Source organism: Streptomyces sp. VNUA24 (assembly GCF_029167005.1).
Taxonomy (GTDB): Bacteria; Actinomycetota; Actinomycetes; order Streptomycetales; family Streptomycetaceae; genus Streptomyces; species Streptomyces scabiei.
On sequence record NZ_CP119143.1, the window covers coordinates 543,994 to 558,557 of the forward strand.

Annotated in this window: 14 protein-coding genes; 6 read left to right on the forward strand and 8 right to left on the reverse strand. The window is 72.4% G+C overall.

Features of this window, described 5'->3' with window-relative positions; genetic code table 11:
- Nucleotides 1-18: 18 nt before the first annotated feature.
- Nucleotides 19-1,665, forward strand: coding sequence for a ricin-type beta-trefoil lectin domain protein (locus PYR72_RS02175; RefSeq protein WP_275453569.1), 1,647 nt, complete (start codon nucleotides 19-21; stop codon nucleotides 1,663-1,665).
- A 12-nt stretch (nucleotides 1,666-1,677) separates the two neighbouring features.
- Here PYR72_RS02175 and PYR72_RS02180 read toward each other — a convergent pair whose 3' ends face one another.
- Nucleotides 1,678-2,925, reverse strand: a complete 1,248-nt coding sequence (locus PYR72_RS02180) for an MFS transporter (RefSeq protein WP_275453570.1) — start codon at nucleotides 2,923-2,925, stop codon at nucleotides 1,678-1,680.
- Nucleotides 2,926-2,977: 52 nt separating this feature from the next.
- The gene (locus PYR72_RS02185) at nucleotides 2,978-4,090 is read right to left on the reverse strand and encodes a DUF5937 family protein (RefSeq protein WP_275453571.1); all 1,113 of its coding nucleotides are present in this window, start codon (nucleotides 4,088-4,090) and stop codon (nucleotides 2,978-2,980) included.
- Between the two features lie 65 nt (nucleotides 4,091-4,155).
- Here PYR72_RS02185 and PYR72_RS02190 point away from each other — a divergent pair, with 65 nt between their 5' ends.
- Together PYR72_RS02190 and PYR72_RS02195 are read left to right on the forward strand one after the other, a co-directional pair.
- Nucleotides 4,156-5,100: an RNA polymerase sigma-70 factor gene (locus PYR72_RS02190; protein WP_275453572.1), complete on the forward strand. Its 945-nt coding sequence runs from the start codon at nucleotides 4,156-4,158 to the stop codon at nucleotides 5,098-5,100.
- Between the two features lie 157 nt (nucleotides 5,101-5,257).
- Nucleotides 5,258-6,484, forward strand: a complete 1,227-nt coding sequence (locus PYR72_RS02195) for an FAD-dependent oxidoreductase (RefSeq protein ID WP_275453573.1) — start codon at nucleotides 5,258-5,260, stop codon at nucleotides 6,482-6,484.
- A gap of 67 nt (nucleotides 6,485-6,551) precedes the next feature.
- Here the strand turns inward: PYR72_RS02195 and PYR72_RS02200 are convergent, their stop codons facing one another.
- On the reverse strand, nucleotides 6,552-7,178 hold the full coding sequence (locus PYR72_RS02200) for a winged helix-turn-helix domain-containing protein (protein WP_275453574.1): 627 nt from the start codon (nucleotides 7,176-7,178) through the stop codon (nucleotides 6,552-6,554).
- A 52-nt stretch (nucleotides 7,179-7,230) separates the two neighbouring features.
- Between PYR72_RS02200 and PYR72_RS02205 the strand changes: the two genes are divergently transcribed.
- Complete coding sequence (locus PYR72_RS02205; RefSeq protein ID WP_275453575.1) at nucleotides 7,231-7,800, forward strand: dienelactone hydrolase family protein; 570 nt, start codon at nucleotides 7,231-7,233, stop codon at nucleotides 7,798-7,800.
- 145 nt (nucleotides 7,801-7,945) lie between these two features.
- Here the strand turns inward: PYR72_RS02205 and PYR72_RS02210 are convergent, their stop codons facing one another.
- Nucleotides 7,946-8,578 (reverse strand): TetR/AcrR family transcriptional regulator, encoded by a 633-nt coding sequence (locus PYR72_RS02210; RefSeq protein WP_275453576.1) that lies wholly within the window; start codon nucleotides 8,576-8,578, stop codon nucleotides 7,946-7,948.
- Nucleotides 8,579-8,833: 255 nt separating this feature from the next.
- Here PYR72_RS02210 and PYR72_RS02215 point away from each other — a divergent pair, with 255 nt between their 5' ends.
- On the forward strand, nucleotides 8,834-9,607 hold the full coding sequence (locus PYR72_RS02215; RefSeq protein ID WP_275453577.1) for an NAD(P)-binding domain-containing protein: 774 nt from the start codon (nucleotides 8,834-8,836) through the stop codon (nucleotides 9,605-9,607).
- A 79-nt stretch (nucleotides 9,608-9,686) separates the two neighbouring features.
- On the opposite strand, the gene PYR72_RS02220 is transcribed toward PYR72_RS02215, so the two are convergent.
- Nucleotides 9,687-10,556 carry a universal stress protein gene (locus PYR72_RS02220; RefSeq protein ID WP_275453578.1) on the reverse strand — a complete coding sequence of 290 codons (870 nt, stop codon included), beginning with the start codon at nucleotides 10,554-10,556 and terminating at the stop codon, nucleotides 9,687-9,689.
- Nucleotides 10,557-10,722: 166 nt separating this feature from the next.
- Nucleotides 10,723-11,355, reverse strand: a complete 633-nt coding sequence (locus tag PYR72_RS02225; RefSeq protein WP_275453579.1) for a DM13 domain-containing protein — start codon at nucleotides 11,353-11,355, stop codon at nucleotides 10,723-10,725.
- A 195-nt stretch (nucleotides 11,356-11,550) separates the two neighbouring features.
- Between PYR72_RS02225 and PYR72_RS02230 the strand changes: the two genes are divergently transcribed.
- On the forward strand, nucleotides 11,551-12,552 hold the full coding sequence (locus PYR72_RS02230; RefSeq protein WP_275453580.1) for an NAD-dependent epimerase/dehydratase family protein: 1,002 nt from the start codon (nucleotides 11,551-11,553) through the stop codon (nucleotides 12,550-12,552).
- Nucleotides 12,553-12,579: 27 nt separating this feature from the next.
- Here the strand turns inward: PYR72_RS02230 and PYR72_RS02235 are convergent, their stop codons facing one another.
- Together PYR72_RS02235 and PYR72_RS02240 are read right to left on the reverse strand one after the other, a co-directional pair.
- Nucleotides 12,580-13,692: a HAMP domain-containing sensor histidine kinase gene (locus PYR72_RS02235; RefSeq protein ID WP_275453581.1), complete on the reverse strand. Its 1,113-nt coding sequence runs from the start codon at nucleotides 13,690-13,692 to the stop codon at nucleotides 12,580-12,582.
- A gap of 3 nt (nucleotides 13,693-13,695) precedes the next feature.
- Nucleotides 13,696-14,451: a response regulator transcription factor gene (locus PYR72_RS02240; protein WP_275453582.1), complete on the reverse strand. Its 756-nt coding sequence runs from the start codon at nucleotides 14,449-14,451 to the stop codon at nucleotides 13,696-13,698.
- Nucleotides 14,452-14,564 lie beyond the last annotated feature (113 nt).

A 14,564-nucleotide genomic window follows, 5' to 3' on the forward strand; every position in this document is an offset into this window, starting at 1 on the left:
GGCCAGGAAGGATCCTCCATGGTTCCCCTGCACAAGCGACTGCTGCGTCTCTTCACGGCCACCGCACTGACATTCGCCGCCTGCGTCACCGCCTCCGCCGGCACGACCGCCGAGGCCGCGCCGGGCAGCCCCGCCCTCACCCCGCCGCTGGGCTGGAACAGCTGGAACAGCTTCGGGTGCGGGATCACCGAGGCCCAGGTCCGCCAGGCCGCCGACGCGATGGTGTCCTCGGGGATGCGGGAAGCCGGCTACCGGTACGTGGTGGTCGACGACTGCTGGTTCGATCCGCAGCGCGACGCGGCCGGCAACCTCCGGGCCAACCCGACCAAGTTCCCCGGCGGGATGAAGGCGCTCGGGGACTACATCCACGGCAAGGGCCTGAAGTTCGGCATCTACCAGGCGCCCAACGAGAAGACGTGCGCCCAAGGCGTGGGCACCTACCCCGGCTCCACCGGCAGCAAGGGCCACGAGGCCCAGGACGCCGCGACCTTCGCCTCCTGGGGCGTCGACTACCTCAAGTACGACTGGTGCTCCGGCAGCGGCACCCTCGATCAGCAGATCGCGCAGTTCACCGTCATGCGCGACGCGCTGCGCGCCACCGGGCGGCCGATCGTCTACAGCATCAATCCCAACAGCTTCCACGCCCCGACCGGCCACACCTACGACTGGGGCCAGGTCGCCGACCTGTGGCGGACGACCGAGGACCTGCTCGACATCTGGCAGAACGGGAACACCAACAGTTATCCGATGGGCGTCGGCAACGTCCTGGACATCACCGCGCCGTTGGCCGCCCAGTCGGGCCCGGGCCACTGGAACGACCCCGACATGCTGGTCGTCGGCCGTCCCGGGCTGTCGCTGACCGAGTCCCGCTCCCACTTCGCCCTGTGGTCGCTGCTCTCGGCCCCCCTCATGGCCGGCAACGACATCCGCACCATGTCCGCCGACGTGAGCGCGATCCTGCGCAACCCCCGTCTGCTCGCGGTGAACCAGGACTCCCTCGGCGCGGGCGGACGCAGGGTGCGCGACGACGGGGACACCGAGGTCTTCGCCAAGCCCCTGTCCGACGGTTCGGTCGCCGTGGGGCTGCTCAACCGGGGAGGGAGCGCCACGACCGTCACCGCCACGGCCGCGCAGGTCGGCCTCAGCGGGGGGCCGTTCACCCTCACCGATCTGTGGACCGGCGGCACGTCGAGCACCTCCGGCCAGATCTCCGCGAGCGTACCGGCGCACGGTGTCGCCGTGTTCAGGGTGACCGGCGGCAGCCCGGTGGCCTCCACCACCGCCCGCCTGCGCGGTACCGGATCCGGCCGCTGCCTGGCCGTGGACCGGTCCTCCACCGCGGCCGGGTCGGCGGCGGTGATCTGGGACTGCCGGACCAGCGCCGACCAGCAGTGGACGACCTGGGCGGGCGGCGAGATCCGTGTCTACGGCGACAAGTGCCTGGACGCGTACAACCAGGGCACCGCGAACGGCACCCGGGTCATCATCTGGCCGTGCAACGGCCAGAACAACCAGAAGTGGACCCCGCAGGCCGACGGGTCGATCCGCAACGTCCACGCCGGTCTGTGCCTGGACGCCCAGCAGGGGGCGACCGCCAACGGGACCCCGGCCGTCCTGTGGACCTGCAACGGCCAGAACAACCAGAGGTGGACCACGCTCCGGTGACCCACCCCTGCCTCATCCGAGAGGCTCCGCCGCCTTGACGTCCCCTCCGGCCCCGGAGTACCCCCTCCGGGCCGGTCGGGGGAGTTTTCCGGTGGTCGCGGCGAGGATCGTGGAGGCCACCAGGGCGAGGGTCACCAGCGCGGCACCCGACAGCACGAAGGCGGCCCGCACTCCGACCAGGGAGATGACCGTCGACGCGATGAAGGGGGAGACGGCGAGGGCGCCGGCGATACCGGCCTCCCACAGGCCGAGGGCCTTGGCGAGGTGGCTGTCCGGGATGCGTCGTTGCACCAGGGCGATCAGCGGGATGTCGGTCAGCGCCGAGGCGAGCCCGGTCAGCGCGAGCAGGGCGGCCGCCACGACGGGAGAGGTGGCCAGGCCCAGCGGAAGCCGGAAGACGCCCAGCAGGGCCCAGGCGAGGAGGGCGACCAGGGCGAGCCTGCGGATCGGGATCCGGGCGAGGAGGAGGGCTCCGGCGACCTCCGCCAGCCCGGCGATGCCCAGCAGCAGACCGTACTGACCGCCCTGCCCCACCAGAGCCACCAGGCCGACCGTCAGGAAACCGCTGGTGAGCGTGAGGGCGACGACGAAGGTCAGGATCACCAGCAGGACGTCGGGCTCGGACCGGACCGCTCTGAGGCCCGCCACCAGGTCGGAGCGGAGCCCGGTCGGCCGGTCGCGGCGGTCGGGAGCGCGGACCCGGAGGGCGGCGACCGCGGCCGCCGAGAGCAGAAAGGTCACGCCGTTGAGCGCCACGGCGACGGTCAGGGAGGCGAAGGCCAGCACGGGCGCGAGCACCAGCGGCCCCACGAAGAAGGCAGCGCGGAAGGCCACTTGGAGCAGTCCGTTGGCCTGCTGCAGAAGGGCGGGCGGCACGATCTGCGGCACGATGGCGTTGCGGGCCGGGGCGAACGGGGCACCGACCAGGGCCAGCAGGGCCGTCGCCGTCACCAGCACGGTCAGGTTCATCGCCCCGGACGCGAAGATTCCCACGGCGACCGCCACCAGCGCCGCCCGGAGCACGTCGGTGAGGATCATCAGACGTCGCCGGTCGTAGCGGTCGGCGTAGGAAGCGGCGACGAAGGTCGTCAGAAAGGCCGGAGCGTACGCGGCCACGGTGACCAGCGCCACCGCCGCCGGATCGTGGGTGAGCGACCAGGCGAGCCAGGCGGTGGTGGCGGTGAACATGCCGTCGCCGAAACGCGAGATGCCCTGCCCGGCGAACAGGAGCAGGAAGTTCCGGTCCTTCAGGAGTGTCATGCCCCCACTGTCGGAACGAGCGAAGCATCCGATCAACTGATTGAGAATGACGTTAATCAGTCGGGTCGCTCGCGTGCAGGAACGCCTCCAGACTGGGGGCGAGGGCCGCCACCTGCTCCGGGACCGTCCGGTACAGCACGTAGTAGCCCTCGCGGCGGCGCTCGACCAGACCCGCCTCGCTCAGCACCCGCAGCTGTTTGGAGAGACCGGCCTCGGTGATCCCGACGAGCGGGGCGAGTTCCTGCGTGCTGCGCGGCTGCTCGCTGATCAGCCGCAGGGTCCGCAGGCGGGTGTCGTCGGCCAGCGCCCGGAGGATGCCCGTCAGCCGCGCCGGGGGAATCCGCGGGCGGGCCTCACGGACGATGGAGGACACGGGGAACACCAGCCCGAGCGGCCAGGGGCCGTCACAGTTGACGCGCACGTGCGGCCAGGCGTAGGCGCTGGGCGCCAGGACGAGCGGATGGTCCGGCGTGATCTCGACGTCGTGGTCGTGCGGTCGCTCCAGCCAGACCCGTCCGGCCCCGGGGTCGCTGCGCACTTCCGGCCACAGGCCGCGGAACAGGGCGTACAGCCCGTGCTCGGCGATCCGACGGCCGGCCTCGGCGACGCCCTCGGCGAGATCCGGCTCGATGCGCCGCCACTCGTGCGAGAACGCTTCCTCCCAGTAGCGCTCCAGCATCCTCAGAAACCGTTCCAGCAGTGCGGCGGGATCGTCCAGCAGCAGGCCGGCCAGCCCTGGGTCGCCTGCGGCCGCCGCTCGCTCGTCCAGTCGACGGCGGACCGCGGGTTCGTCGAGTACGGCGGGGTTTCTGCCGGACCCGCCCCCGAAGGGCTCACCGCCCAGCGCGACGGCGAACTCCAGCCGCACCAGCTCCGGGTCGAGCGAGCGCAGTCGTCGCACCTCGTCCTCGAACCCGAGCAGTTCGCCCGTGGGCGAGGGGAAGAAGAACTCCGGGAAGTAGGACCGGAACGCGAAGGAGAGCACGTCGATCTCGCGTTTCAGCGTGGGCGACAGCCGGCGCATGGCCCGCACCCAGGCATGCTGGACGGGATGGTGCTTGGGTTCCACGAGCACGTGCAGGCTCAGTACCGCCTCCATCGACGGCGAGTACGAGAACCCCACGAGTTCGGCGCCGGACGCCGGGATCCGGAAGGTGATGGTCACGGCGACATCATCCCGGTGCGACGGGGGCGACGGCCCTGGACCGCCCCGGTACTAAGATCCGCACCATGGCGCTGACGACGCACGACGTGGACCGGTTCGAGGCGACGCGACCCCGTCTGGAGGCGATCGCGTACCGCCTCCTGGGGTCGGCGGTCGAGGCGGAGGACGCCGTGCAGGAGACGTTCCTGCGCTGGCAGGCGGCCGACACCGCCCGCGTCGAGATCCCCGAGGCGTGGCTGACGAAGGTGCTCACCAACCTGTGCCTCAACCAGCTCACCTCGGCCCGCGCACGCCGGGAGACGTACGTGGGCCAGTGGCTGCCCGAGCCGCTGCTCGCCGGTGACCCGATGCTGGGCCCCGCCGACACCGCCGAACAGCGCGAGTCCGTCTCGTACGCGGTCCTCACCCTGCTGGAGCGCCTCAGCCCCAACGAGCGGGCGGTGTACGTGCTGAAGGAGGCATTCGACTACCCGCACCGGGAGGTCGCGGAGATCCTCGACATCAGCGAGGCCGCCAGTCAGCAGATCTTCCACCGTGCGAAGAAGCACGTGGCGGCGGGCAAGGCCCGTACGGAGATCGACGAGGCGGCCGCCCGGCTGATCGTCGAGGAGTTCCTCGCGGCGGCCACCAGCGGGAAGACCGAGCCGCTGGTCAAGCTGCTGACCGCGGACGCCATCGCGGTCGGCGACGGCGGCGGCAAGGTCCCCGCCCGCGCACGGGCGGTCGAGGGTGCCATCGCGGTCGCGAAGTTCATGCGGGGCCTGTTCAAACCGGCTCCGGCCAAGCGGGCCCTGGTCGGCGGCTCGCCCGAGATCCACGTCTCGACGGTCAACGGCGGTCCCGCGATCCTGGCGGTCGTCGACGGCCGGGTCGTCGGGATCACCTGTCTGGAGATCGGCGCGGACGGCATCCTCGCCCTTCGCAGTCAGGTCAACCCCGACAAGCTGGAACGCGCGACCGAGGTGTGGGCGGCCGGCGAGCACGGAGAACCCCTGTTCCACGCCTTCTGAGCCGCGTACGGCACCGTTCTGCGCACCGGGTCGCACTCCCCGTCGGGGAGTGTGACCTGCTTCACATCCCGATCCTGTCAGGAAATCGCGGGCTGCCCGGTTCAAGGGGCGTAACCGAGCAGGGCAAGCGCCAGACCCGCGCAGACAGGAGCAGACCATGCAGCACCGCATCATCGTCCTCGGAGCCGGCTACACCGGAGCCTCCGCCGCCGGGCGCCTCGCCAAGCGGCTGCACCGGGCCGACGTCGCCATCACCCTCGTCAACTCCGAGCCCGACTTCGTCGAACGCGTGCGGATGCACCAGCTCGCGGCCGGTCAGGAGCTCAAGTCCCGCCCCTTCGCGGAGATGTTCGCGGGCACCGGTGTCGAGGTGAGGGTCGCCGAGGTCGTCGGCGTCGACGCCGACCGCAGGACCGTCACCGTGACCGACGCGCACGGCGCCGAGCCGCGGGAACTGGAGTACGACACCCTCGTCTACGCCCTCGGCAGCGGCTGGAACCCCCAGGGCGTCCCCGGTACCGCCGAGCACGCCCATGAGATCTCCAGCCGCCCCGGAGCGCTGCGGCTGCGTGAGCGGCTGGCCCGGCTGGACGCGGGACAGCCCGTGGTGATCGTCGGCGGCGGACTCACCGGCCTGGAGGCCGCGACCGAGATCGCCGAGTCCCGCCCGGACCTGGACGTGGCACTGGTGGCGCGCGGCGGCTTCGGCGACTGGCTCTCCGACAAGGGCCGAGCCCATCTGCGGAAGGTCTTCGCCGGACTCGGCATCACCGTGCACGAGCACACCGCCGTCACCGCCGTCGAGGCCGACCACGTCCTGGCCGACGGCACGTCGCTCCCGGCCGCCGTCACCGTGTGGGCCACCGGCTTCGCCGTCCACCCGATCGCCGGGGCGAGCACCCTGGAGGTCTCCGGCACGGGCCAGATCGTGGTCGACGCGGACCTGCGCTCGGTCTCGCACCCCGAGGTGTACGCCATCGGTGACGCGGCCCTCGTCCAGGGCCCCGGAGACAAGCCGCTGCGGATGTCGTGCGCCTCGGGCGTGCCCAGCGCATGGCTGGCCGCCGACACCGTCGCGGCCCGCCTCACCGGCGCGAAGCCGCCGAAGATCTCGATCCGCTACTTCCAGCAGTGCATCTCGCTCGGCCGCAAGGAAGGGCTGATCCAGTTCGTCACCGCGGACGACCGCACGCTCCCCAAGGCTCTCACCGGCCGGCTCGCCGCCCTCTACAAGGAGATCATCTGCAAGGGCGCGGCCTGGGGCGTCGCCCACCCGACCGTGGGCATGCCGGTCCGCCGCCGGCGAACGGTACGGTCGGCGGACCAGGCCGGTGTGTACGCCCCCGAGGGGCAGGCGGAGTCGGCGGCGAAGGCCGCGGCCTGACCCCGCCGCGACGGCCCGGACCCCCGGTACTCCGGGTCGTCCGGGCCGCCTCCGAGCAGGGCCGTCGTCATGTCGAGCCCAGGGGCGTCGCAGGGTGGTCCGGGGGCGTCGCGGGTTGGTCCTGGGGCTCCGCCTCCGGCAGCGCCGGGTGGTCGGTCGGATAGAGCCCGGCCGCGAAGCCGTACACCACATCGCCTCCGCGCGGGAGTTGCGTGTAGTCGTTGGCCAGGTCCAGGACCCGCAGCCAGAACTCACGGGCCTGCTCCCGCGGGATCCGTACGTGCCGCACGATCGAGGAGAGTTGATCCGCCCGGTGTGCGGGGGCCGACTCGGCGGCGGCCGTGGCGAGGTCGTTGGTGCAGTGCGGCGTGGCGTCCCCGTCGGCCGGACTGATCGTGCCGACGCGGAAGATGCGCGCGGTGCGGCCGTAGGAGCGCTCTTCGATGGCTCGCACCCGGCGGGTCCGTACGACCTTCAGCAGCTGCGCGTCCGCCAGGGCACTCACGTGGTGCGCGACCGTGCTCTTCGGGCGGCCGAGTGCGGCAGCCAATTCGCTCACCGTCGCGGCGCGTTCGAGGAGCAGTTCGAGGATGGCGTTGCGCAGCGGGTTGGCCAGCGCGCGGAGCTGGGCGGGGGCGGTCACCTCCATGACGTCGGCAAGGTCGTAGTCGGGGAGGCCGGTATTGTTCGACACCTCTCGATTATTCTAGAGTTCCGGATCATTCGCTACCCAAAGGGGTTCGGGCATGACAGAGGTCGTACTGTTCCATCACTCGCAGGGGCTGACCTCGGGAGTCGCCGCTTTCGCCGACGAACTCCGCGCGGCCGGCCACACGGTCCACACGCCCGATCTCTTCGAAGGGCGGACGTTCGGCTCCGTCGAGGAGGGCATGGGCTACGTGAAGGAGGTCGGCTTCGGGGAGATCACCGAGCGCGGCGTCCGCGCGGCCGACCTGCTGCCGCGGGACGCCTTCTACGTCGGCTTCTCACTCGGTGTGGTTCCGGCCCAGAAGCTGGCGCAGACGCGGACGGGTGCGCGGGGCGCGCTCCTGTTCCACGCCTGCATCCCTGTGTCGGAGTTCGGTGCGGTATGGCCCGCCGATGTGCCGGTTCAGGTGCACGCCATGGAAGCCGATCCGTTCTTCGCCGAGGACATCGACGCCGCCCGCGCCCTCGTCTCCGAGTGCGCCGGCGCGGAGATGTTCCTATATCCCGGCGACCAGCACCTGTTCGCGGACGACTCGCTGCCGTCCTACGACCCGGACGCCGCCAAGCTCCTGACCCGACGGGCGATCGAGTTCCTCGGCTCGCGGTAGGTCATGGGCGGGTCCTGGACGCGTGAAGGCCGTCCGGCGTGGCGGGGCCCGAAGCCGGAGGCGAAGGGCTGTGCGCTCCTCGCCTCGTGGAGCGCCTCCGCGGACGTCGCCGCCGACGCCGACCGCGTCCGAGCGGGTGGTCGACCTACGAGGACACCGTCGGCTCGGGCAGGGGTTCGGTGTTGCGGCTGCTGAGGCCGTCGAGGGAGATACGCAGCAGGCGCCGCCACTGGCCCGGGTGGCTCTCGCCTGCCGTCAGGACGGCCTGGCTCAGGGAGCCGCTGAGCAGGACCAGGTCATCGGTGGTGACGTCGGGTCGCAGCAGTCCGGCGTTCATGCACCGGGTGCGCAGCTCGTCGACGAAGGAGTAGCAGCGCTGGGCGCATGAGCTGGTGGGGCCGCCTCTGGCGGCGTAGCTCTCGACGACGGCGCGGTTGTGGGCCTGGGTGGTCAGCATCTGTTCGAAGAATCCGCTCAGCGCCTGCCAGGGGTCCTCGGTGGCGGTGGCCTGCTCGTGGGCCTCCGTGAGCCAGGAGGTGAACTGCTGCTCCAGGACGGTGACGAGCAGGTCGTCCTTGGTCGGGAAGTGGCGGTAGAGCGTTCCCATGCCCACGCCGCTGCGCCGGGCGATCTCACGGACGTCGACGGTGCCGCCGAGCTCGGCGAAGACGGCGCCGGCCGCCTCCAGGATCGCGGCGCGGTTGCGCTCGGCGTCGGCACGGCGGCCGCGAGGGGCGGGCCGCGCGGAGACGGGGGCGGGCTGGTCGGCGGTGGTCACGGCATTCAGGGTACAGGGACTCCCCGCCTTTCGGAGCACCCGCTCCGCTTGTGCTACGTTCAAGAGGAGCACCTGCTCCGTTTCCTTTTCGGCGAGAGCTCCGGCCTGTGTGTGTCCGGCAGCTCACGCCCGAGCACGAGCCGACGTCCGACCACGGCCGGAGCCAGGTCCACGGCCACGGCCACCGACCGAGCACGGCTCCCTACCGCACCCCCGCCGGACGACACGGTCCGCGCGACGACGAGGAGAGAACCCATGACGACACCGACACTCGGCTTCATCGGCAGCGGCAGCATCGGCACGAGCCTCGCCCGGCTCGCGATCGCGGCCGGCATCGACGTCGTCCTGTCCAACTCCCGCGGCCCCGAGACCCTGGCCGCCACGGTGGCGGACCTCGGCGACCGGGCCCGCGCCGCGACCCCGGAAGAGGCGGCCCGCGCGGGCGACCTGGTGGTGGTGAGCATCCCTCTGGCCCCCTACCGGTCGCTGCCGGCCCCCGCGCTTGCGGGGAAGGTCGTGCTCGACACCATCAACTACTACCCGATGCGCGACGGGCACTTCGAGGCGCTCGACTCGGGCAGGGTCACCACCAGCGAACTCGTCCAGGAACACCTGGCCGGTGCGAAGCTCGTCAAGGCGTTCAACAACATCGGCGACGTCCACATCACCACGCTCGCCCGCCCCGCGGGCGCGGCCGACCGCACCGCCCTGCCCATCGCCGGCGACGACCCGCAGGCCAAGGCGAGCGCCGCGGACCTGATCGGCCGGCTCGGCTTCGACACCGTCGACGCCGGCCCCCTGACCGAGAGCTGGCGCTTCGAGCCGGAGACCGACCCCTATGCGGCGCCGTACTTCGCCGATCCCGACACACTGCGGACCTACATGATCCAGGTCGGCGAGGACATCCGCGCCGGCAGGGCGCCCCAGCCGCTGCCCTCCGACACGGGGGCTCCGCTGCCCGCAGCGCGGCTGCGCACCCTGCTCGCCGGGACGCCCCGCAAGCTCACCGCCGACCGCGCGGTGGCCTGACCTCCGCGGGCGGCCGGCCGTAGGGGCAGCAGGGGCGTGCCGCGCCCGGGGCGGCTGTCCTCGTCGGCCGGGCAGTCCCTCAGTCGTGGGCGACGACCGCGACGGGGCAGCGTGCGTGGTGGATGGCCGCGTGCGCCACGTGGTCCAGATGGTGCGTGGCACCGTGCTGATGCATGCGCCGTCCGACGACCAGCAGCGCGGCGCCCTCGGCGGCGTGCACGACGGCCTTGGCGTGGCTGGTGAGGCGGATGCTGTCCTCCGCCTCCACCTGCGGATACTTCTCGCGCCAGGGCTTCAGCGCCCTGCTCAGATCCTCCCGGGCCTTCCGGGTCAGCTCCTCGGTGACGCCGTGGTCGGCACCCCAGGGCATCCGCGCGTGGAGCGGCACGCTGTGCCCCTGGACGGCGAGGAGGGGGATGTCCCGGGCCGCGGCGCTGTGGAAGGCGAAGTCGAGCAGTTCGTCCCGGGACCCGTGGGCCTCCATCGCCACGACGACCTTGTCGCCGGCGGTGGGGGCGGGCTGATTGCCGTCCGGCTCCGCGCGGACCAGGATCACAGGGCGTCCCGCGCGCGCCACGACGGGCAGGCTCACGTCACCCATGAGATAACTCTCGGCCGACCCCAGCCCCCGCGAGCCCAGCACCAGCATCTCGGACTCGGATGCGGCTCGCAGCAACGCCTCCCGCGCGTCGTCGGCGACCAGGCTGCCGACGACGGACAGCCCGGGATGGCGTGTGCTCAACTCCGCCTGCGCGGTGTGGACCAGGCGCTTGGCCCAGTAGTTCTGGTCGACCTCGGCAGGAGCGCCGGCCGGTTCCGGGGCCAGCAGCGGCCACGCGTGCATCAGGCGCAGGGTGAGCCTGCGTTTCTCGGCCTCCTCGGCGGCCCAGCGGGCGGCGGCGAGACTCTCCGGTGAACCGTCCAGGCCCACGGTGACGACTGGTTCCATGGCGGCGGCCTCCTTCTCGGACGAGGCCGGGTACGCCGGTGGCCGACGGCGACGAGTCCGTCCGCCCCTCCGGCCCGGACCTCGCCGACATGCCGAGCGGGTGCTGTGTCCCCTCCTTCGACAACTACCGCAATCCCGGCGGCCTCGCATGTGGAGCCGCTCCGGATCAGGTGGCGGTGAGTTCGGCGGCGCCGAAGGAGACGTCGAAGCGGTCGCACCAGATGGTGACGCTGGTGTAGGAGGAGGGGTCGACGTCGTCGGGCAGCGGGTAGTTCTGGCTTCCCTTGTTGCCCTTGAGCCTGCCGAGACTGACGTACGCGCCGTCGTCGAAGACGTGCCAGCCCGCCCGGCCCTCCTTGACGGGGGCGTCGGTCAGCCACACCCGCAGGTCGGGGCCGTTGCTGGTGTCGAGGTGCTCCAGGCGGACCACGTGGGTGCCGTCGGCGAGTCGTACGAGTTGCGCCGAGCCCGTCGTCGTGTGCTCGTGGCTGATCAGCCCGCCGCTCGCCACGGTCACGGGTCCGCTCGGCGCCGACGGGGAGGGTGACGCTCCTCGGCTCGACGCTCCTCGGTCCGACGCTCCTCGGTCCGACGCTCCTCGGTCCGACGCTCCCGCGTTCGCCTCCGGCGTCGCTTCGGGGAGCGGGGAGGTCTCGACGACCGTTCCCGGGAGGGATTCGGTCACCGTCCGGTCCTGCCAGAGTTTCCACGGCTGGAACCAGTACAGCCCGGCGGTCACGCCCATGACCGCCACCACCACGAGACCGGTGATCAGTCGCTTCCTCGGCGTGTGCCCCATGACGATCCGTCCTCACCTCTGCTTCGCGCGTCCCTGCCGTCGTCCATTCAACGGGGAGCGCGGTCCCCGCGTCCCGGCTCCACCGATGACGAAACCCTTACGTCCGCTACCCGCCCCGGTCGCCGTCTTACGGAACCGTGACGTGCCGGGCGTGGCCCTGCGGAGCGGCCCGCGGGCGGCTCTAGCGTGACCCGTATGCGAGTACTGGTCACCGGCGGTGCCGGGTTCATCGGGTCCCATGTCGTCGACGCGCTGCTGGAGCACGGTCACGAACCCCTCGTGTTCGACAGCGCGGTGGACGCCGGCGCGGACGTGCGGGACGGGGCCGCCGTCCTCCGGGCGCTGGACGGGGTGGACGCGGTGTGTCACCAGGCGGCGATGGTCGGCCTCGGCACCGGGTTCGCCGACGCCCCCGCGTACGTCTCCCACAACGACCTGGGAACGGCCGTGCTGCTCGCCGCCATGGCGGAGGCGTGCGTGCGACGGCTCGTGCTGGCGGGGTCGATGGTGGTGTACGGGGAGGGGCGGTACGCGTGCGTGCGGCACGGGGTGGTGCGGCCGGGGCCCCGGGAGGTCGCCGACCTGGAGGCCGGACGTTTCGAGCCGCTGTGCCCGAGGTGCGGGGACGCGTTGTCGCCGTCTCTGGTCGGGGAGGACGCGCCGGTCGACCCGCGCAACGTGTACGCGACGACGAAGCTCGCCCAGGAGCATCTGGCGGCGGCCTGGGCCCGTGCGACGGACGGCACCGTGGTCTCGCTGCGGTACCACAACGTGTACGGGCCCCGGATGCCTCGGGACACGCCGTACGCCGGGGTGGCCTCCTTCTTCCGTTCGGCGCTCGCCCGCGGGGAGGCGCCCCGGGTCTTCGAGGACGGCCGTCAGCGGCGGGACTTCGTCCATGTCCGGGACGTGGCGGCGGCCAATGTGGCGGCGCTGGAGGCGGCAGCCGCTCCGGGCGCGCTGACCGCGTACAACGCCGGGAGCGGCGAGCCGCACACCGTCGGGGAGATGGCGAGGGCGCTGGCCGCCGCGTGCGGCGGGCCCGAGCCGGTGGTCACCGGGGAGTACCGGCTCGGGGACGTCCGGCACATCACCGCCGACTCGTCACGGCTGCGGGCCGAGCTGGGGTGGAAGCCCGAGGTCGGATTCGTGGAAGGGGTGCGGGAGTTCGCACGGGCCGGGATGCGGGGGTCGTAGCCCCTGGGCCGGTGGTGCCGTCCGTGTTCAGGAAGCGGCCGCGGGCAGCACCACCTCGAAGCGGCAGCCGCCGGGAATGTTGTGCACGGTGGTGTGCCCTCGGTGGGCCTCCACGATGCCGCGGACGATGGCGAGGCCGAGGCCCGCGCCGGCCGGGGGTGTACGGGCGTGCGTGCCGCGCCAGCCGGTGTCGAAGACACGGGGCAGGTCCTCCTCGGCGATGCCGCCGCAGCCGTCGGTGACGGAGAGCACCACGCCGTGGGGGGACCGCTCGGCCGCCACCGCGACCGTGCCGTCGGCCGGGGTGCGGCGGATCGCGTTGACCAGCAGGTTGGCGAGGACACGGCTCATCTCCCGGCCGTCGACCTCGACCGGTACGGGTTCGACGCGTGCGCCGACGAGCCGCACCCCGTGTTCGCGGGCGAGCGGGTCGGCCCCGGCCAGGGCGTCGCCGACGAGGTCGTACAGCGACATCCGGGAGAGGGTGAGGGTCAGGCTGCCCGCGTGGATGCGGGAGAGTTCGAAGAGGTCGCCGACCATGCCGTCGAGGTTCTCGACCTCGGTACGGATCTGCCGGAGGTAGCGGTGGGGGTCGGCGGCGACCCCGTCCTCCAGGGCCTCGGCCATCGCGCGCAGTCCGGCCAGGGGGGTGCGCAGGTCGTGGGAGATCCAGGCGACGAGTTCACGCCGGGAGGACTCCAGGGCGCGTTCGCGTTCCCTGGACGCGGCGAGTTTGGCGCTCGTGGCGGCCAATTCCTCCCCCAGTGCGGCGAGTTCGGCCGTGACCGGTCCGTCGGGGGCGGTGAAGTCGCCGCCGTCGCCGAAGGACCGCGCGGCGGTCTGGAGGGCCCGGCTGCGGGCGACGACCCAGCGGCCGAGCAGCAGCGCGGTGGCCAGGGAGACGACGGCGGCCATCGCGACGACCGTGGTGACGACGCTCAGGTCGTGCGGGGAGAGGAACATGGCCCAGGCGACGGCGAGGGTGCCGGCGAGCATGGCGGTCACCGCGACCGCGGCCACGACGGTGAGCGACGCGGTGAGCGAGCGGCGGCGCAGCGGCCACAGCGCGAGCGCGCCCAGCAGACCGGCGGCGACGGCGCCGAGGAACGCGTACAGCGCGATGAGCAGGGTGTCGCCCATGGGTCAGTCCTTCCCGTCTTCGGTCGGGGCGTGCTCCGCGTCGTCGTCGGCCGGGGTGTCGGCGGGCTCGAAGCGGTAACCGACGCCCCAGACGGTCCGGATCAGCCGGGGCTGCGCCGGGTCGTGTTCGATCTTGCCGCGCAGCCTGCGGACATGGACGGTGACCGTGGACAGGTCGCCGAAGTCCCAGCCCCAGACCTCGCGCATCAGGTCCTCGCGGCTGTGGGCGCGGCCCGGGTTGCGCAGGAAGAAGGCGAGGAGGTCGAACTCCCGCAGGGTCAGGGCGAGTTCCGCGCCGTGGCGGGTGGCGTGCCGGGCGGCCGGGTCGAGGCGGAGACCGGCCGCCGTCAATGCGCGGGCGTCGGACGCGGGCCGTGCGCGGCGCAGTACGGACTCGACGCGCAGGACCAGTTCGCGCGGGCTGAACGGCTTGGTGACGTAGTCGTCGGCGCCGACCTCCAGCCCCAGGATGCGGTCGTCCTCGTCGCCTCGGGCGGTGAGCATGATGACCGGGACCGGGCCGCGCGTCCTCAGCCGACGGCAGACCTCCAGGCCGTCCATGCCCGGCAGCATCAGGTCCAGCACGACCAGGTCGGGCCGGTGCGCGGCGGCGCGGGCCAGCGCGGCCGGGCCGTCGCCCGCGCGGTCCACCGTGTATCCGGCCCGGTCGAGGTAGCCGGTGACGACCTCCGCGACCGTGGGGTCGTCGTCCACCACCAGCACGCGCACGGCCGTCGGTCTGCTCGGTTGCTCTTCCATGCGGTCAGCCTCGCACCTCGCCCGGCGGCGAGTCCGTCCGGACCGTGCCCAGGTCCCCGACGTCCGCGTTTCGTAAGGACACCGCGCCCGATACGCGAACTTCGTCCTCGTAG

Coding starts and splice junctions, on each gene's coding strand:
- PYR72_RS02180 (WP_275453570.1), bottom strand. CDS start 2,925: ATGACACTCCTGAAGGACCGGAACTTCCTGCTCCTGTTCGCCGGGCAG.
- PYR72_RS02230 (WP_275453580.1), top strand. CDS start 11,551: ATGCGAGTACTGGTCACCGGCGGTGCCGGGTTCATCGGGTCCCATGTC.
- PYR72_RS02235 (WP_275453581.1), bottom strand. CDS start 13,692: ATGGGCGACACCCTGCTCATCGCGCTGTACGCGTTCCTCGGCGCCGTC.
- PYR72_RS02240 (WP_275453582.1), bottom strand. CDS start 14,451: ATGGAAGAGCAACCGAGCAGACCGACGGCCGTGCGCGTGCTGGTGGTG.
- PYR72_RS02190 (WP_275453572.1), top strand. CDS start 4,156: ATGGCGCTGACGACGCACGACGTGGACCGGTTCGAGGCGACGCGACCC.
- PYR72_RS02215 (WP_275453577.1), top strand. CDS start 8,834: ATGACGACACCGACACTCGGCTTCATCGGCAGCGGCAGCATCGGCACG.
- PYR72_RS02220 (WP_275453578.1), bottom strand. CDS start 10,556: ATGGAACCAGTCGTCACCGTGGGCCTGGACGGTTCACCGGAGAGTCTC.
- PYR72_RS02225 (WP_275453579.1), bottom strand. CDS start 11,355: ATGGGGCACACGCCGAGGAAGCGACTGATCACCGGTCTCGTGGTGGTG.
- PYR72_RS02195 (WP_275453573.1), top strand. CDS start 5,258: ATGCAGCACCGCATCATCGTCCTCGGAGCCGGCTACACCGGAGCCTCC.
- PYR72_RS02175 (WP_275453569.1), top strand. CDS start 19: ATGGTTCCCCTGCACAAGCGACTGCTGCGTCTCTTCACGGCCACCGCA.
- PYR72_RS02205 (WP_275453575.1), top strand. CDS start 7,231: ATGACAGAGGTCGTACTGTTCCATCACTCGCAGGGGCTGACCTCGGGA.